Annotated in this window: 12 protein-coding genes and 2 pseudogenes; 3 read left to right on the top strand and 11 right to left on the bottom strand. The window is 61.8% G+C overall.

The genetic code is table 11. The features are described 5' to 3' along the window. Positions 1 to 423, bottom strand: coding sequence for a TIGR02594 family protein (locus ACS4RS_RS15960; protein WP_097625952.1), 423 nt, complete (start codon positions 421 to 423; stop codon positions 1 to 3). 507 nt (positions 424 to 930) lie between these two features. Continuing rightward, a complete protein-coding gene (locus ACS4RS_RS15955; RefSeq protein ID WP_439010198.1) occupies positions 931 to 2,106 on the bottom strand; it encodes an MFS transporter in 1,176 nt (391 codons plus the stop codon). 311 nt (positions 2,107 to 2,417) lie between these two features. On the opposite strand from ACS4RS_RS15955, the gene ACS4RS_RS15950 reads away from it, so the two are divergent. Continuing rightward, positions 2,418 to 4,319 carry a KUP/HAK/KT family potassium transporter gene (locus ACS4RS_RS15950; RefSeq protein WP_439010199.1) on the top strand — a complete coding sequence of 634 codons (1,902 nt, stop codon included), beginning with the start codon at positions 2,418 to 2,420 and terminating at the stop codon, positions 4,317 to 4,319. Between the two features lie 179 nt (positions 4,320 to 4,498). Here ACS4RS_RS15950 and ACS4RS_RS15945 read toward each other — a convergent pair whose 3' ends face one another. Then, positions 4,499 to 6,079, bottom strand: a complete 1,581-nt coding sequence (locus ACS4RS_RS15945; protein ID WP_439010200.1) for a Na+/H+ antiporter — start codon at positions 6,077 to 6,079, stop codon at positions 4,499 to 4,501. Positions 6,080 to 6,298: 219 nt separating this feature from the next. Here ACS4RS_RS15945 and ACS4RS_RS15940 point away from each other — a divergent pair, with 219 nt between their 5' ends. Further along, entirely contained in the window at positions 6,299 to 7,075 is a 777-nt protein-coding gene (locus ACS4RS_RS15940) for a dioxygenase family protein (protein ID WP_439010201.1), read from the top strand. Positions 7,076 to 7,237: 162 nt separating this feature from the next. Then, positions 7,238 to 7,519, top strand: a complete 282-nt coding sequence (locus tag ACS4RS_RS15935; RefSeq protein WP_439010202.1) for a nodulation protein — start codon at positions 7,238 to 7,240, stop codon at positions 7,517 to 7,519. A gap of 21 nt (positions 7,520 to 7,540) precedes the next feature. Here the strand turns inward: ACS4RS_RS15935 and ACS4RS_RS15930 are convergent, their stop codons facing one another. The 8 genes and pseudogenes from ACS4RS_RS15930 to ACS4RS_RS15895 all read right to left on the bottom strand — a co-directional run bounded on the left by ACS4RS_RS15930 (position 7,541) and on the right by ACS4RS_RS15895 (position 17,651). Then, the gene (locus tag ACS4RS_RS15930) at positions 7,541 to 9,031 is read right to left on the bottom strand and encodes a right-handed parallel beta-helix repeat-containing protein (RefSeq protein ID WP_439010203.1); all 1,491 of its coding nucleotides are present in this window, start codon (positions 9,029 to 9,031) and stop codon (positions 7,541 to 7,543) included. 331 nt (positions 9,032 to 9,362) lie between these two features. Then, positions 9,363 to 10,853, bottom strand: coding sequence for a right-handed parallel beta-helix repeat-containing protein (locus ACS4RS_RS15925; protein WP_449313725.1), 1,491 nt, complete (start codon positions 10,851 to 10,853; stop codon positions 9,363 to 9,365). A gap of 350 nt (positions 10,854 to 11,203) precedes the next feature. Next, on the bottom strand, positions 11,204 to 12,415 hold the full coding sequence (locus ACS4RS_RS15920) for an ABC transporter permease (RefSeq protein WP_439010204.1): 1,212 nt from the start codon (positions 12,413 to 12,415) through the stop codon (positions 11,204 to 11,206). A gap of 4 nt (positions 12,416 to 12,419) precedes the next feature. Then, a pseudogene (locus ACS4RS_RS15915) lies at positions 12,420 to 13,558 on the bottom strand (ABC transporter permease). Further along, on the bottom strand, positions 13,555 to 14,253 hold the full coding sequence (locus ACS4RS_RS15910; protein ID WP_449313724.1) for an ABC transporter ATP-binding protein: 699 nt from the start codon (positions 14,251 to 14,253) through the stop codon (positions 13,555 to 13,557). Before ACS4RS_RS15910 ends, ACS4RS_RS15915 begins: the two are co-directional and overlap by 4 nt. Before the next feature lie 52 nt (positions 14,254 to 14,305). Next, positions 14,306 to 15,549: pseudogene (locus ACS4RS_RS15905) on the bottom strand (efflux RND transporter periplasmic adaptor subunit). 78 nt (positions 15,550 to 15,627) lie between these two features. After that, complete coding sequence (locus ACS4RS_RS15900; protein ID WP_439011823.1) at positions 15,628 to 16,638, bottom strand: helix-turn-helix domain-containing protein; 1,011 nt, start codon at positions 16,636 to 16,638, stop codon at positions 15,628 to 15,630. A 221-nt stretch (positions 16,639 to 16,859) separates the two neighbouring features. After that, positions 16,860 to 17,651, bottom strand: a complete 792-nt coding sequence (locus ACS4RS_RS15895) for an SDR family NAD(P)-dependent oxidoreductase (protein WP_439010206.1) — start codon at positions 17,649 to 17,651, stop codon at positions 16,860 to 16,862. Between the last annotated feature and the right edge of the window lie 88 nt (positions 17,652 to 17,739).

The following is a 17,739-nucleotide window of genomic DNA, read 5'->3' as shown; positions in this document are numbered from 1 at the left end:
TTATCGTCGCACTGCGACGACTGAGCTGGCGCGATACCTGGACAGTTGCACCCGGTTGGATTGATTGCCGCCGAACAGGTAGACGTACTGCCGGCGCTGGTCGATGTGATCGAAAAGGCTCACATGAAAGCGCCTGCCCGTGCGGATCACGACGACATCCCCTCGCCTGGCGGCGCGGAAGAACACCGGCTTGCCGAACTTCCTCCAGGACACCGCCATATTGGGGTTGGGCGGCGGTTGTCGCGAAGATCGCTTGGCGACAAAGGCCAGGAACGCCCCGCACCACGATACCCTGCGGGGATTGATGCTGAGGAAGGAGATGGAGCGTTCGTGCATGCTCTTGTACTTGACCGCCGTGCCCAGCATGTCCGCCTCACAGGGCACGGCAAGCACCGTGAGGACGATGACGAGAATAACCTTCATAGTTACCCACCATTGTTTGTATAACGCTGAAATTTCGAAATGTGGCGAAGAATAAAACAGGCGCGGCAACGTAGAAGCCAATTATGGCGTGATTTAGAAACAACTAATACTGGTATTTTGCCGACAGAAATTAGACCAGAGAAAGGCCCGAAACCGCTGCAGGCAGGCTTGGTTTGCGGCTGGACCCGATCATCGCGAACTCTGCAAACCGTATGTTTTGTTGGGTCGAAAGGCTAGCGTTTCACCATCCGAACCCAGTTCCTTCTGGGTAGGATGAACCGCACCCGCAAGTGATTGAGCAACAAGTTGATTCACCAAAAAGTTGACAGCAGTGAGCGGCCGCGGCCATCACCTATACGGGTTATATTCAAGATAGCCAAAGTAATACTTAGTTTCGACCGGAAATACATTGCGCCCGCGCCCATACTGCGGCCAAAGCTGGTAGTGCACCACCATGTAGGTTGCGGAGATGGACGCTGCCGGACAGTGGATAGCCGGCGCGGCGAGTCAACCGTGAGGTTGCACCGGTTCGGGCCGGCCTGTGACCGAAGCAGGATCCGCGGCAAGCGCCCTGGTGACCAGAAGTGCCGCAGCAAGAACAGGGACGACTGCCCAGTAAGAAAAGCGGATGCCGAGGTGTTCGGCAACGAAACCGAGCAGCGGCGGCCCAGCGAAAAACACGAGAAACGTCGTCTGCCCGAGTGCTGCAACGCTGACCGGTGCAGGTCGATCCCTGCGCCGGGCCGCAGCCGAGATGGCAAGCGGATAGACCGATGAGCAGCCGATCCCCGTCAGGCCGAAGCCTGCAAGCGCGACAACAGGATGCGTCGCCGTCGCCACCATCACAACACCGACGGCCGTAATTCCAAGGAGGGTTATGGCGACCGGGCGGGGATTGAAGCGATCGATGACAGGGTCCATGCCGAGCCGTCCGATGGCGATCAGCAAGGAGAAGGTGGTCACGCCAAGCCCGCCGACGAATGGTTCGACGGCAAATACGTCCCGCATATAGATTGCCGACCAATCGACGCTTGCGCCTTCGGCAAGAAGCGGGGCTGCGCCGACGAGGCAAAGGGGCAGCAGCCCGATGGTGGGAAAGGCGATAAGCGGCGCATGGCCGGGGTGAGTATCGCGCCGCTTGGGCGCATTCTCGATCCCGGAGAAAACGATGGAACCCGCAATCAAGACAATGACGAGGATGAGGAAAGTATGCAGTTCGATGGAGACGGCAGCCTGCCGCATGCCGGCGGCAACAAGGGCGGTGAGGCAGAAGCCGAGGCTCCACATGCCGTGAGCCCGGCTCATGATGCGGTATCCAAGCAGCGCCTCATGGCGATCGGTTTCGATATTGGCGTTGATCTCGAATGCCCCGGTGAAAATGCCGGCAATGAAGAACAAAGGCACCGCCGACGGAGCCGAAGGCATCCAGGCGATCAGCGCCAAAAACAGCGACGCGCCGAAGACTGTGACGAAGGCGGTCTTGCGTGCACCGAGCCTCTCGATGAACCTCACCGAGAACGTCAGCCCGCACAGAACCCCTGAGGACAAGACAGCGAGCAAAAGGCCGAGCTCGCCCTCGGCAAGGCCGAACTTGCGCTGCAGATCGGGCAGCCGCGAAAGAAAGGCACCGACGGAAAGGGCGACGGCAAATTGAATGAAAAAAATGCGATGATGCGGCTTCATTTCGGGGACTTGCTCCGATTGGGGCGGCGATTGAAGCCCAGCTATCCGAGATAGCCGGACATTCCAACGAAATGGCGACTGGCCGCAAAATCCGCGGTTCTCGATTATCTCCCACCGTTGCTCGTTTCAGGAGGATTGGCGGCTTGCCGGAAGCAGTCGTCGGGCAACCGTTTGTGACACCACGCGTGGATGCTGTCCTCCTCAGTCCGCATTCTCCCCCTCACAAAAATTCGCACCCGCATCAATTTACTTGCCGTTCTGCAATGCGGCATATGTTTGTGTGCATGGCCAGGTGGCATGAGCGGGGAACCATGACGTCAACACGTGCAGACAATACGGGTGAAGGTGCCGGCCGCAAGGGCTTTGTCGGACTGGTCGTCGGCGCGATCGGCGTCGTCTATGGCGATATCGGCACCAGCCCGCTCTATGCCCTTCGTGAGGCGCTGAGGCCCTTTGCCGCCGATGGCGTGCATGAGGCCGAGGTCATCGGGCTCATTTCGCTGATGGTCTGGACGCTGACGATCATTGTGACCTTCAAATATGTGCTCTTCCTTCTCAGGGCGGATAATGACGGCGAAGGCGGCACGCTTTCGCTTCTCGCCCTCCTGATGAAGAAGATGGGACGGAACGTCCCCGTGCTCTTCTTCGCCGGCCTGATCGGAGCGGCTCTCTTCATCGGCGATGCGATGATCACGCCTGCTCTGTCGGTCATGTCGGCGCTCGAAGGCCTGAAGCTGGTCACCCCGGCCTTTGCCGACTATGTGCCGCTGGCGTCGGCTGCGATCATGATCGTTCTGTTCGGCGTCCAGTCGCGGGGAACCGCTGCCGTTTCGATGTTTTTCGGGCCGATCACGGTGTTGTGGTTTCTGGCGATGGCGGCGGGCGGTCTGATCCATATCGGTGACGACTGGGCGATTTTGGAGGCGCTCAATCCGGTCAATGCATTCCTGTTCCTCACCCATGCCGGCACTGTCGGCCTTATCGTGCTCGGCGCCGTCTTTCTGACCGTCACCGGCTGCGAAGCGCTCTATGCCGATCTCGGGCATTTCGGGCGCCGCCCGATCCAGACGGCATGGTTCGTGCTGGTCTTTCCGGCATTGCTTCTCAACTATCTCGGACAAGGCGCGCTCGTTCTCGCCCATCCCGAAGCGGCGGCCAATCCATTCTTTCTGATGTATCCCGATTGGGCCTTGCTGCCGGTGGTTCTGCTGGCGACGATGGCGACGATCATCGCCAGCCAGGCTGTCATCACCGGTGCGTTTTCGCTGGCCCGCTCGGCGGTTCACCTCGGCTTCCTGCCGCGGCTGCGGATCAAGTTCACGTCGGAGACCAACACGGGCCAGATCTACGTGCCGAGCGTCAATCTTCTCCTCCTGGTCGGCGTCTTGATGCTGATCTTTTTCTTCCGCGATTCCGAGTCACTGGCGACGGCTTACGGCATCTCGGTGACCGGAACCATGGTCATCTCGACCATGCTGGTCTTCCAGTTTCTCCGCGCCGTCTGGGGCTACTCCTTCCTGCTCGCCGGCGTCGTGCTGCTGCCGCTCTTTCTCATTGAAGTCCTGTTTTTGGCGGCCAACCTCTTGAAGATCTACGATGGCGGCTGGGTTCCGGTCGCCCTCGCACTGGCGATCATGATCCTGATGTGGACATGGACCCGCGGGCAGGCCTATCTGAAGCGGCTGCGCGCCAGCAACGAGATTCCGCTCGATTCCTTCATCAGATCGATCGAGCGAAAGTCGGACCATTCGCCGGTCACCGTTCCGGGAACGGCTGTCTTCCTGACCAGCGTCCCGGACCGAACGCCGAATGTTCTGCTCCACAATCTCAAGCACAACCACGTGCTCCACGAACAGAACGTCATCCTGACCGTCTGGACCGAAGACGAACCTTATGTCCCCGACAACAGGCGCATCAAGATCAGCCAGCTCTCGCCGCGCTTCGTGCGCCTTGATCTCACCTTCGGCTTCATGGACGATCCTGATGTCACCAGGGCGCTGGCGCTCTGCCGGGAGGGCGGTTTCAAATTCGAGATCATGAAGACCTCCTTCTATCTCGGTCGCCGGAACCTTGTGAGGACGCCGAACACCGGCCTGCCCGACTGGCAGGAGCGCATATTCATGGCATTGGAAGGCTTTGCGATCGATCCCTCCGATTACTTCAACCTGCCGTCAAACCGCGTCGTCGAACTCGGCGAACAGATTGCCATTTAATGCATGTCGCCCGGAAGTGTGCAGCGGTTCCGGGATAACGACATGCATCAAAACAAAGAGCTAAAGTGCGTCGCATGAATCAAGTTTGATGCGACGCGCTTAGAGCGGGATAGCGAAGGCGAAAAATTGCAGTGCCGGATGGGCGCGCGTCGCCAGCGCCGCCGGCGTCAGAGACTGAGTCAGGCCTTGGCCGAGATCGCGCTCAACTCCTCGAGATCGAGATCGCGTTCCAGTTCGTCCAACGTCTCGTCATCGATGTCGCCGGCGCGGTGGAGACGAATGAGTTCCCGGCGCCCTGTCGCGACAGCTTCGAGAACGACGTCGAAATGAGCATGCAGCAGCGGCACGTAGTGCTCGGTTCTCTCGGCATAGTCGACGATCGCCGTCGCCCTGCGTTGATAGCGCTCCAACAATTGCGGATGAATGAGCTTTCCCTTCGCGTCATAGGCCAGGTTTTGCACGATCCCGAGCTGCACCTGCGCCATGGCGGCTTCCGCCTGGCTCATTGTCAGGCGCGCTCTTTCCGTCTCCGGCGCAAGCCGCGCCCAGGCAATCACTCGCCCCAATGTCGTGCCCTGCACGAGCACCGTTCCGAGAATGACGGTAAAGGACGTGGCGAGGATAAAGTCGCGGCCGGGGAAACCGTCGGGCAGGCTCAGCGCCAAGGCCAGCGTCACCACGCCGCGCACACCCGCCCAGCTCAGAACGGTCGCGCCGCCGGCGCCGAGCGGCTGGGTACGCGTGAGCCCCAGCGCTGCACATGACTTGATGACGAGATCCGAGGCAAAGACCCAGGCAAACCGCGCGACCACGAGTGTCACGAGGACTGCCAGCATCGGCAGTCCCATTGTCGCGATCACGGTGCTAAAGCCGCCGCCGCGTTCGACGACATCCCGGAGCGACAGCCCGATCAATGTGAAGACCGCAGCTTCCATCAGGAAGATCATCACCGTCCAGAACGACGTGCCTCGCATGCGCGTCGCCGCTGAAAATACCGTGTGCTGGTGCCAGGAGGCGACCAGGCCCGTGGTCACGGTGGCGATGACGCCGGAAACATGCAGCAGTTCGCCAAGCAGATAGGAAATCCAGCCGAGCAGCACGGTGGCCGCAATGATCAGATAGTCGTCGCCGAGATGCCGGATAAGTTTGACCCATGCGGCTGCGATCACGATGCCGACGATAGCGCCGCCGAGCGCCAGCACGAAGAAGTTGCCAACGGCCTCCCCCGCGCTGAAGGCGCCCGTTGCGGCGGCGGCGACGGCAAAACGGAAAAGAACCAGGCCGCTCGCATCGTTGAGCAGGCTCTCACCTTCCAGCAGAATCTGCAGCCGCCGTGGCAGCCTGACGCGCTCCAGCACGGCGCGCGCCGAAACTGCGTCCGGCGGCGCAACGATCGCGCCCAGTGCCGCGCAGGCGGCCCAGGGAAGTGACGGAAAGATGAGATGGACGACAACAGCCACGACGGCGCAGGTGAACAAAACCGCGCCGACGGCAAGCGAGGCGATCCCGATCATGTGGCGTCGCAGCCGCGACAGCGCAATCGACCAGGCGCCATCCATCAACAGCGGCGGCAGGAAGATGACCAGCACCAGCCCTGGATCGACTGAAATCGCCGGCAATCCCGGCACAAACGCCAGCAAAGCGCCACCGGTCAGCAACGCGACGGACGGCGGCAGGCCGAGCCTGTGGGCGGCATAGTGCAGCGCGATGATCGCCAGAAACATCGCGATAACAAGCTCGAATAAGTGGGTTGGTTCCATATGCCCTGCCCTGGCTCAGCAACGAATGTCGGATGCCCGCCGCAAAGAATTACAGCGACCTTGCGCATCTGAAAAGACACGACGCGCTGTAAAGGCTGCGGAACCGGAAGTGGCAAGTTTGGAGACTTTGGCTCCCTCTGCCATCAATCATTGCCTGGATTTAATTGGAGTTTGCTGCGCATCCTCCTTACACGCTGCGTCTTCAGGAAAGGAAGACCGATGCAAAGGCGAACTCTGGTGCTTGGAGGTGCAGCCATTGCGGCCTCAACCGTGGCCGCGGCGGCGATCTGGCCACGGCAGCATATCACTGTTGCCGCCAGGACATTCGACTGGAAGGGAACGGATTTCCTTAGCGGCGGCACAAAGTCGGTCGCATTGGAAAGGCTGCCTGCGCCGCTCTTCCGCAGCCGTCCGAATTGCATCGTGACCACCGCCCAAACCCTCGGCCCCTGCCACGTCAACAATATTCCGGCCCGTCAGGACGTGTCGGAAGGACAGGCCGGACTGCCGTTGCGGCTGGCCGTTCGCATGGTCCATGCCGCCGATTGCCGGCCTATCGAAAATGCCGATATCGAAATCTGGCATACCGATCATCGTGGCATCTATTCCGGCCGCGAGGCAGCCGACATGTGTACGCTCGGTGATACCGAGGCAATCGGCGGCCTCGCCTTTCGCGGACGCCAGCTGACGGATACTGAGGGGCAGGCAAGCTTCCTGACGGCCTACCCCGGATGGTACAAGGGCCGCACGCCGCATGTTCATTGCCTCATCCTCGTCGAAGGCAAGGAGCTTCTCGTCAGCCAGCTCTATTTCGACGATACGCTGAGCGACATCATCTATGGCGAGCATCCGGACTATCTTGGACGCCCTCCCCGCGATACCCGCAATGAATCGGACGCCATCATCCCGGAGGATGCCGCCGATCACATATTCGACTTCAAGAAGCTCGATGGCGGCGTGCTTTCCGCTACCATCACGATCGGCCTCTCTTCGTAAGCAGATGGCAGAGAAAGCCGCCGATCGTCAACGCCCGGCCTTGCCGGACTTCCTCCACCATCGAGGCTTTAAAGGACGATCTTGCATCCGGCATGAAACCAGATGCAGCATTCCTGCGTATTAACTCTCGACAGCGAGTTACAGGCGGCGAGGGTTGATGGAATGGTCAGGAAAGAAGGCGTCGCACACATCATCCGACAAGTCGCCGAACAGGGGCTGGCCAGGCTTATGATGAGGCTGCCCGCGACGAGGGCAACGATCCGAGCAGCCGCGGCGACCCAGCCCCATCTTTACGAACTGTGCGGAGCCTATGGGGAGGCTTGCGCCGTTCTTGATCGCATGCGCAAGGATCAGTCGGCCGATCCGGCGATCGTCAGCGAATACGAGATGATCTGCACGGAAATCGAAGTCGACGTCACCAGGATCCTGCTCGGCGGCCGATAAGCTGCTGTGGGTATCCCTCTGTCAGGTCAGTACGCCGTCCACATCAATGGAGATGCTTAGCGTATCCGTATCGAAATGATGCGCAGCACCGTCGGAGATCTTATAGTGGAAAGTCTCGCTGACGTCTCCGCTAACTCCAGCAAGCTTCGCCGCGTCGAGCGTGTAGCTGTAGTCGCCGTGATCGTCGACATGGATGGTGCCGTATTGCCCGGTCAGCGTCAGACCGTTCTTGTCGACGACTTCGCCCTCGAAGCGGCGAAGCAGCAGGATCCCATTGGCCGAACTGTCGTTTTCCAGCAGATTGCCATGATGGGCGCCATCCGCGTCGGCTGAAATTTTCAAGCTGTCATGGGCCGCGACAATTATCGGGGCCGCGCTCACATGCGTTGTATCACCGGCAACGTGACTATCGAGGCTCACAAACAAGGCGTCAGCCTCCTCGAGCGTCGTGTTGTTGCTGACGGGAAAGGTGTTCGCGGCGATGATGGCCGGCGATATGCTGTACGGCGTGACATCGCTGGCGATGACATTGTCGTGGAAAGCCCCGGATGCAGGCCGGTCGACCTTCAACGCCGCCTGCGACAGATCGTCGAAAACGTTGTTGTGAACATCGATATCTTCGCGAACGTAACTTGTGGTGCCGGCGGAGCTGACCACCACGCCCCATACGCCGTCATGGATGTAATTGCCTGAGATATCATAGTCCCTGGTGTCGCCCTGATCGCCGAGACCGACGGCGTAGGACCAGCTGTAGCCGCCATATCCCGATATGTCGTTGTCGTGGATGGCGATATTCGTACCCGCCTGAGCGCTCAGCCCGAAGCCGCCGCCAACCAGCGTGTTATCCTCGATCAAGGCATCGACTGGCCGGACGAGCGCCAGCACGCCCTTCGGGCTACTGGCGCCCGACTGGTCGAGATAATTGCCGCTGATCAGGATGTTGCTGCTGTCGTTCATCTGCACGGCATCTGCCGCAGTGCCATGGGCATTGGTGACGGTGTTGTTGAGAAAGGTGACGCCGTTGATCTTCTCGATCCAGACGCCGTCGCCGTTTACGTCGTTGATCGTGCTGTTTTCGATGGTGATGTTCGAGCCGGTTCGGAAGGTGACGGAACCGGACTTGCCCGCCAAGCCGGTGTGATCGACCTCGACATTGCGCACCGTCCAGTTCGAAACATAACCGCCATAGATGGCTGCACCGCCGGTATCCGAGATCTTGATGTTCTCGATGACGATGTTCGACGCATAAAGGCTGTGAATGCCGTCGCCGGGACTATGGATGACCGGCGCATCGCCGATCCCGTAGCTGCCGATTGTGATCGGGGCGCTGGCTGTGCCGGAATATTTGAGGTCGAGCTGATCGTTATACACGCTTCCGGCGGCGAGCAGCACGGTGTCGCCGGGCTGCAGCTTCAAATTTTCCACCGCCCAGAAGGATGCAAAAGGCGCATCCTCGCTCGTGCCGCTGTTGCTGTTGGCGCCTGTCGCCGAGTTCACATAATAGACTGTCATATCGCCATATGCTCGCATTGTCGCGCAGCCGTCTGGGGATCAGCTGCGATGAGTGGATCGGATGCGGTCGGGGCGAAAGGCCATAGGACAATCTTCCATTGTCATGACGGCGGCAGACAGGCTGTAGCCTGCGATGTTCCCGAGAAGCCTGGCGGTGGCTGCAACCTCGACAATACAACTTAAGAGAAAATAGTCTATGAAATAACGACCGAAAGGTGAATGAAACGGTAACGGACCGTTTGCAATTAACGTGAGGGAATGGCCGCCCTCGCCCTTCAACGCCCCTCACGAGGCGCTTCAGGGTGAGGGCGGAGAGAAGCCGCCGCCTATCTCAGCTCAGCAAGCCATCCATATGGATGAAGACGGTCAGTGTATCCGCGTCGCTGTGATGCGAGGTTCCATCGTCGATGCCGTACTTGAAAGACTCGCTCACATGCCCGCTATGGTCGTCGGGCAGCTTCGTTTCATCGAGCGTATAGGCATAGTTGCCCTCCCGGTCCATGTGGATGGAACCGTAGTCTCCGGTCAGCGTCAGGCCGTGTTTGCCGACGGCTTCGTCGCCGAAGCGGCGAAGCACCAGCGTGTCGTTGTCGGAGCTGTCATTATCCAGAAGATTGCCGCGATGGGCTTCGCCCGTATCGGTGAAGATCTTCAGATTGTCGTGGACGGCGACGACTGCCGGGTCGGCAACCGCCTCCGTGGCTGCGGCAACCTTGGTCTCGGTGCTCGCAAGCGCCGTCTCGACATTTGCGACCGTGTGGTTGTTGCTGACGGAAAAGGTATGCGCGTCGACGATGGCGGGCGATATGCTGGTGGCCTTGACGCCGGTCTCGATGGTGTTGTTGTAGAAGGAGCCGGATGCCGGCCTGTCGACCTTCAGCGCCGCCTGGGTGAGATCGTCGAAGACATTGTCGTGGACCTTGATATTCGTGAGGCTATAGCTGGTGCCGGTGGCGCCGCTGACGGCCACGCCCCAGGCGCCATCGTGAATATGGTTGCCCGAGATGTCGTAGTCCCTCGCACTGCCCTGATCGCCGAGGCCGACGGCGAAGGACCAGCTGTAACCGTGATATCCCGATATGTCGTTGCCGTGGATGGCGACGTTCTTGCCCGCAGGCGCGCTGATGCCGAAGCCCCCGCCGGTCAGGACATTGTCCGCCACCACGGCATCGGTGGCCCGCACCAGCGCGATCCCCCCCTTCGGACTCACGGCATGCGTCTGGTCGAGATGATTGCCCTTGATCAGAATATTGCTGCTGTCGTTGACCTGCATCGCATCGGCCGTAGAGCCATTGGCGCTGGTGACGGTATTGTTGAGAAGTTTGACGCCGCTGACCTTTTCGATCCAGAAGCCGTCGCCTTTGACATCAGATATCTTGCTGTCTTCGACCGTGACGTTCTTGCTGCTCCTGAAGGTGACAGCACCTGCGTTTTCAGACATTCCACTCTTGGCGATCTCGACATTGCGGACCGTCCAGTTGGTGACATCGCCGCCATAGATGGCCGCACCGCCGGTGTTCGATATTTTGAGGTTCTCGATGACAATGTTCGAGGCATAAAGACTGTGAATGCCATCGCCGCCGCTGTGGATGACGGGTGCGGCCCCCGTCCCGTAACTGCCGATCTTGATCGGCGCAGTCTCGCTGCCGGAATATTTGATATCGAACTGTTCGTTGAACACGCTTCCCTTGGCAAGAAGGACGCTGTCGCCCGGTTTCAGCCCCAAGGATTCCACTTTGGACAAAGTCGCAAAAGCCGATTTCTGGTCCGTCCCGCCATTGCGGTCGGAGCCAGTCGCTGAGTTCACATAGTAGATTGTCATATCGCCAATGTTGCCCTGTTCGTCGGATCGCTACATTGCCACGCGAATCGACCGGAACCGGCCGTCCGAACGCGACGGGGGCAACCCGCCACGGCAAAAGGGCGAGAAGATGTTGTCAATGCGGCAGCGGGTCGGTTTGCGGACCTTACTCCACAGGCAATGCCCGGATTCTCTAAGGCACTGGAAAGATGCAACTTATCCGAAAAATATCCGGCGGGGTAATTGCATGAATCGGCAGATCGCGCGGTTCGTCACGGCTGCGCGGCACGGCACACCCACCAGCCCTCAGCCTGAGATGCGCAGGCCAAATGCCGGAGCTTGAAGGACAAGCGCGTCGTCACGGTGCTAGTTCACCCCCTCGCCCGCAACGCCGCCCTCGGCGGCAGCCGCGCCGCCGCCAGCGCCGGCAAGGCGCCGCCGAGGATGCCGATCGCCAGCCCCAGCACACCGGCCGTCAGGATCACGTCGAGCGTAACATCGAGCTGGAACGCCATCTTAGTGTTGTTGGCGCCCATCGTGCTCGCTTGCCAGCCATTAAAGGCAAGACGGGAGACGATTGCGCCGACCGCCGCTCCCAGGGCCGATAGCAGCATAGCCTCGACCCAAGTGGCGGCGAAGGCCGGCAGGCGGGAAAAGCCGAGCAGCCGCAAGGTGGCGATCTCAACGCCGCGGTCGAAAACCAAGCTCATCATCGTGTTCAGAGCGCCCGCCGTCGCGCCGACCGCCATCAGCAGCGCGATCGGCCAGCCAAACAGGCGGATCAGGCTCTCGGTGCGCTCGGCCTGGGCGGCATAGAGTTCAGCCTCGGGGATGGCGGTGAGCGGCGTGCTCGATATATCGGACAGTCGCTCGCGCAGCGCCGCCAGCGCACGCGCGGGATCGCCCCCGCTGGTAAGCCGCACGCGCAGGCTCTGCACCTGCCCCTGGCGGTCGAAGGCCGATTGCACCGCGTCCAGGTCCGCCCAGATCTCGGATTCGAAGGCGCTGCCACCGGAGGAGAAATGGCCGGCGACGGTCCAGTCGACAGCCCCGAACCGCACCCTCCGGCCAACGGCAAAGTCGGGGAAAGCGTCTGCGATGCGGGCGCCGACGACGATCTCGAGCGCGCCCGGCGCAAACAGCCGCCCCTGCGAAAGCCCGGCGCGGCCGCGCAGATCGAGCCCTGTGGGGTCCATGCCCCGCAGCGACAGTGTCTGCTCGGCACCGTCGCTCCCCTTTACATCGATCGGCACGATGGTCTCGCGCGACAGCGCCAGCCTGCCGGCCCCGTCGCGTGCGATCCCGGTGTCGTCAGTGATAGCGGTCAGGCTGCGGATGGCATCTGGCGGCACGTCGGAGCCGGTTTCCTGGTTGGTGCCGCCGCCGAGGATGACGGCGATGTCTGGCGAGCCGGCGCCGGCAAGAGCCGCCTCGAAACCGCGCGCCATCGCCAGAAACCCTGCCAGCACCGCCACCACGAGAGCGACCGACAAGACCATCGACAGCGAAATCCACAGCCGCCGCGGCAGGCTGCCGAGATTGATTCTGATCATGAGAAAGGTCTGCTTGAGCGCTGATGACATTGGACTATCTCATTTTGAAGGCATTGACGATCGGCAGACGCATGGCATTCACGGCCGGCAGCAGTCCGGTCAGGAGGCCGAGCCCGGCAATGATCGCGACGGATTTCAGCAGCACCTCACCACTGAAGACGAGGCCGAATTCCGGCCCGATCGACAGCGTCGCGAGCTTGGCCAGAATGAGCCCGCCCGCCCCGCCGATGGCGAAGATGAACAGCGTCTCGCCGAGAATGAGCGCGACGATGCGGCCCCGGGAGAAGCCGAGCACCTTCATCACGCCGATTTCGAAGCGGCGCTCCCGGATGGCAAACAGCATGGTGTTGACCGATATCATCAGGATCGTCACGAAGGCCGCGCCGACGACGAGGCTGACGATCAGCCCGACATCGGCGAACTGCCGGAGAAACCCTTCGAGGAACTGTTTTTCCGATTGTGTCCGGGTCTGCGCCGCCGAATTGGCAAAGAGCGCGTCGATACGCGCCGCCAGCACGCCTGAGATGACACCGTCGCGCGGGCGCACCACGAAGGCGTCGACCGTATCCCTGTCCCGCGCGCGGGCGGCATTGACCATATCGTAGCGGGCGAGCATGAAATAGGTGTCGGTGCCGGCATCGGCACCTTCGAAGATGCCTGCGATGGTGAAGCTCCAGTTCCGGCTGCCGTCGGCCTTCATGAGCTGGCTGGTGAGGCCGACGCGCTGGCCGACCGACCAGCCCTGCGCCTCGGCCAGCGCCCTGCCGACGAGCACCCGGTCGCCGCCTTCTTCCAGCGCCGCGATCAGCTCGGGCGTCAGCCGGAGTTCGGCGCCATTGGCAGCGGCAATCGCCCGCGGATCGACCGCGCTGACGGCGACGACATTCTTCTCGATCTCGACGAAGCCCCGCATGCGCGCGGTATAGGCGACGGCCGCGACATCGCGCTGCGCCGCGATCCGGTTGAGATAGGCAATCGGCAGCGGCAGCCCCCGGCCCGATTTGTTGAACACACCGAGCAGATTGTCGCTGGCGCCGGCCGCCCCTGGCTGCCGCTGACGAAACTCGCCGTCAGTCCGTAGATCAGGAAGGCGATGCCGACCGATAACATCAGCAGAATGGCCCGCAGGCGCTTGCGCCAGGCATTGCGCCGCATCAGCTGGAAAAAGGTCATCGGCCTTCCCCCTCGACGAATTCGCCCTTGTTGAGATACAGCGTGCGCCTGGCAAAGGCGGCGGCCTCGGGATCGTGCGTGACCATGATGATGGTCTTCTGAAGCTCGCGATTGAGGAAGCCGAGCATCTCCAGGATATCATTGGCCGATTTCCGGTCGAGATCGCCGGTCGGCTCGTCGCAGAGAATGAGATCGGGATCGGCGACGATAGCACGCGCAATGCCGACGCGCTGCTGCTGCCCGCCCGACATGCTCGACGGAAACTGCCGCTGCCGCCCAGTGAGCCCGACCAGATCCATCACCGTATCGACGCGCGCGCGCCGCTCCTTGCGCCCGAGTGGTTTCAAGAGCAGCGGCAGCTCGATATTCTCCGCCGCATTCAGCATCGGCAGCAGATTATAGAACTGGAAAACGATGCCCATGCTGTGCGCCCGCCAGGCGGCCCTTGCCCCTTCGCCCATCTGCTCGAGATGGCTGCGCCCGATCCGGATCTCGCCGGCGTCGGCGCTGTCGATGCCGCCGAGCATATTCAGCAGCGTCGATTTTCCCGATCCCGACGGCCCCATCACCGCGACGAAATCGCCGCGCGGAATGGCAAGGTCGAGCCCCGAGAAGATCGGTATCGTCTCTGCCCCGATCCGGAACGCCTTCCTGACGCCGGCAAGCGCGATATAGGGGTCTTCAGTGTCGGTCATGCTCTGCTCCTTGGTGGTTCGTTGTTTTGTGACCGGTAACCGGTGGCCGCCCTCATCGTGAAGCACGCGCACCAAGGGCCGGAGCCTCGAAGGACGGGGGCGGGTGATGGGCACCAGCGGCCGACGCACCGGAAGCCGCCACCTCCCGCACCACAAGCCGGATGCGCGCAGCCATGGCAGGCCGCATGCCAGGCGGTGGCGATGTCAGCGACAGGCGCAGCGTCACCGTCCCCTTTTCCCGCGAAATGACCGGCGCGATCTTCGACACCGCGATCGCGAAGGGCTGACCGGGAAAGCCGTCGAGCACCGCCTCGCCCGAAAGGCCCGGCCGCATCAGCGCGATATTGGCCTCGGCCACATCGGCATCGATGACCAGGCTCGCCGCATCGGTGATAGTGAGCAGGCTTTCATCCTCCCGCACGCTGTCCTCGCGCGACAGCACCGTGTCGCCGACATGCGCGTCGAGCCGCGTGACGGTGCCGGAGATCGGCGCACGCACGGTTAGCGCCTCCACCTGCTCGCGCGCCTTGTCGAACTCGAGCTCCGCCTTTTCGACATCCTGGCGTGCCTGCAGGGCGGCATTCTCGGCCTTGTCGACAGCCGTCCTCGCCTCCTCCAGCGCCTGTGCCGACATGGCATCGCGCCCGGCGAGCCGCTCGCTGCGTGCAAACGACGAGCGCGCCTGTGCAAGCTCGATAGTCCTCGTATCAAGCGCCAGCGCCGCCGCCCGTCCCGCTATCTCGGCGCCCCGAAGCGCAAAGCCCGCGCCGGCATCGTCGAGCCGCACCAGCACCTGCCCCGCGACGACGCTGTCGCCCGCCTCGACCTCGACCGCGACGATCCGGCCCTCATATTTGGAAAAGACAGTGGCGACGTCGGAGGCGACGACATAACCGGAGCCGGTGATTTCCCGGGTCGGTGCAATCGCGCTCTTCGCTCCATCCTCGGTCCGAGTCCGCACCGCCTCAACAGCGGCACCGTCCCTGCTCGCGCCTTCACCCGATCAGCAGATATCGCAAGGTCGCCGCCCGAAAAACCCGCAAGCGCGCGCTCGATACGCTGCAGCGTCTCAGGTCTATAGAAAAGAGCCGCCACCAGCGATGCAGTCGCAGCAAGGACAAGCATCGCGCCGGGGATCACGCGCCGCCGCGCATGAGGCTTCGGCGGCTCGGTCTTGAGGGCCCCGGGCTCGATCGAAAGCGATCTGAGCTTGGCGGCAAGGTCTCGGTCATGTTCTGATGTCGTGTTCATGCCGGCAAACATCGCCGACCCGGCAGAAATCGCGCCCTCGAACACGATCCAGGCAGTCCTCGATCGCGATTGTGTACGTGGAAGTGGCCGACCGTGTCCTTTGAGGATGAGGTTGGCGCTCCCTCACCCCTTCCTCTGCCGCCACGCAACCGGCGTCATATCCGTCACCCGGCGGAATTCGCGGTTGAAATTGGATTTGGTCTGGAAGCCAACCTCGAACATGACCTCGGTCACCGGTTTCTCGGTGGCGGCGAGCAGCCGGCAGGCCTCGCCGATCCTGTAATCATTGACATATTGCGAGACGTTCTTGTCCATTGCCCGGTTGATCGCCGCCGAAATCTGGCGGGCGGGAATGCCGGCCTTGCGGGCCAGCCGGTCCAGATTGAGATTGGCATCGCGATAGAGTTTGCGAGTCTCCATCAGCGCATCGACCGCAGCGATCGTCTCCTTATCCTCGCTCGTCTCCGGCCGCGGGGCCGTCTCCGCCGTCTCGGCCGGCGCCCGGCTTCGGCTGGCGGCGGCGGCCGCGATACCGAGGATGGCGAGAACGGAGAGATTTCCGATGCTGATCAGCGTCAGCGCGCGCTCGCTGTGTGCCGAGGTAAGGTCGAGGAAGACGAAGGTATCGACTGCGGCCGAGAGACACAGGGCGGCGGCCGTAAAGATGATCGCCCGGTAGGCCGGCACCGCCCCTTCGAAGGGCGCCAGCCACAACGCATCGGCGCCCGGGCGCATCAGAAGCAGGATGGCCAGGGCATACCCGACGAAGATCAGCACCAGTGCTATGTCGATCGCATCCCGCCAGGCGGCCATCAGCAGCAGGATAAGGGCGGCTGGCACGGCATGCAGCGCAATCCGCACCGGCAGCGGCCGCCGGCTCGTCTTTACCAGCCTGGAAACCCCGGCATAGGCAAGCGGCGGCACTATCGCCGCGATGACAGGCGCAACGACGGCGACCGCCTGCACCCCATAACCCCAGCGTAGCCCGGAGAGGATGGATTGCAGCACGGACAGCAGGATGAGCAGCAGAAACGGGCGATTGGGCTCCTCATCCTCTTCGTTGCGCCTGAGAACGATGACGAAAAGGATGAGCAGCAGAAGGGCAACGACGAAAGGAAGCGGAATAAACAGCATGACCTGGCAGGATCGGAGTGACGAAAGACGTCCATCATTGCCGAGATCCTCGCCCGAAGCGACCTCCATCACGTTTTAGAACGCGTTTTAGGTAGGGATTTTTGGCCCCGTCTCTCCGCGCTCATCCGGTGCTCGTCCGGAATCCCGCCACGGCCGCCTCCTTGCTCCGTTCGGCAAGGTGACGGTTGTGATCATCAGCGGTGTATCGGTCACGCCATCCCTTATGAGATGGTGTTGACGAGGCCGCCTTCGGCCCGGAGTGCCGCGCCATTGGTAGCGGAGGAACGGGGGCTCGCGAGATAAGCGACCAGGCTTGCCACTTCCTCGGCCTCCACCATGCGCTGCAGGATCGAGGCGGAGCGTGCGGTTGCGAAGAATTCGGCCTCGATCTGCTTGATCGGCGCGGAAGGATCGCTCGCCTGGCTGCGCAGAAAGGCTTCGATCCCGTCGGATCGGGTCGGCCCGGGCAGCACCGAATTGACCGTGACGTTGGTGCCGCGCGTCAACTGTGCCAATCCACGTGAAATCGAAAGCTGCGCCGTCTTGGTGGTGGCGTAATGGATCATATCCTGCGGGATGGCGAGCGCGGATTCGCTCGAGATGAAGACGATCCGGCCCCAGTTCCGCTCCAGCATGCCGGGCAGATAGATGCGTGACAGGCGCACGCCGCTCATCACATTGACTTCGAAGAGATGGCTCCAGTCGGCATCGCTGATGTCGTTGAATGCCTTGCTTTCATAGATGCCGAGATTGTTGACCAGGACATCGATGGAGGGCGCCGCCTTGGCGATCTCGGCCGCCCCCTCGCCGGTACCGGCATCGGCCAAAATACCGCTGACGCCCTTGGCGCCCGATGCCGCTATATCGGCAATGGCAGCGTCGAGTTTACCCCGGTCGCGGCCGGTGATGATAACGCGTGCGCCTTCGGCTGCGAGCGCGCGGGCGATTTCCAGCCCGATGCCGGCGGTGCCGCCGGTGACGAGTGCTGTCCTGTCGGTCAGTTTCAAATCCATGATGAGGTCTCCAAATTGCGTTCTAGACTAATTTATGATCTGAGAAGGCAAAGAACTATTGCCTGAAATGGACATGCACCTGTGAACG

The organism is Rhizobium sp. F40D2 (assembly GCF_051810745.2).
GTDB lineage: Bacteria > Pseudomonadota > Alphaproteobacteria > Rhizobiales > Rhizobiaceae > Rhizobium.
The sequence above is the reverse complement of the archived record's forward strand: the minus strand, read 5'-3'. Positions and strand labels throughout refer to the sequence as shown.

Bases quoted from the DNA above. Each gene is read 5' to 3' on its own strand.
- ACS4RS_RS15960 (WP_097625952.1), bottom strand. From the start codon at position 423: ATGAAGGTTATTCTCGTCATCGTCCTCACGGTGCTTGCCGTGCCCTGT.
- ACS4RS_RS15955 (WP_439010198.1), bottom strand. From the start codon at position 2,106: ATGAAGCCGCATCATCGCATTTTTTTCATTCAATTTGCCGTCGCCCTT.
- ACS4RS_RS15950 (WP_439010199.1), top strand. From the start codon at position 2,418: ATGACGTCAACACGTGCAGACAATACGGGTGAAGGTGCCGGCCGCAAG.
- ACS4RS_RS15945 (WP_439010200.1), bottom strand. From the start codon at position 6,079: ATGGAACCAACCCACTTATTCGAGCTTGTTATCGCGATGTTTCTGGCG.
- ACS4RS_RS15940 (WP_439010201.1), top strand. From the start codon at position 6,299: ATGCAAAGGCGAACTCTGGTGCTTGGAGGTGCAGCCATTGCGGCCTCA.
- ACS4RS_RS15935 (WP_439010202.1), top strand. From the start codon at position 7,238: ATGGTCAGGAAAGAAGGCGTCGCACACATCATCCGACAAGTCGCCGAA.
- ACS4RS_RS15930 (WP_439010203.1), bottom strand. From the start codon at position 9,031: ATGACAGTCTATTATGTGAACTCGGCGACAGGCGCCAACAGCAACAGC.
- ACS4RS_RS15925 (WP_449313725.1), bottom strand. From the start codon at position 10,853: ATGACAATCTACTATGTGAACTCAGCGACTGGCTCCGACCGCAATGGC.
- ACS4RS_RS15920 (WP_439010204.1), bottom strand. From the start codon at position 12,415: ATGTCATCAGCGCTCAAGCAGACCTTTCTCATGATCAGAATCAATCTC.
- ACS4RS_RS15910 (WP_449313724.1), bottom strand. From the start codon at position 14,253: ATGACCGACACTGAAGACCCCTATATCGCGCTTGCCGGCGTCAGGAAG.
- ACS4RS_RS15900 (WP_439011823.1), bottom strand. From the start codon at position 16,638: ATGCTGTTTATTCCGCTTCCTTTCGTCGTTGCCCTTCTGCTGCTCATC.
- ACS4RS_RS15895 (WP_439010206.1), bottom strand. From the start codon at position 17,651: ATGGATTTGAAACTGACCGACAGGACAGCACTCGTCACCGGCGGCACC.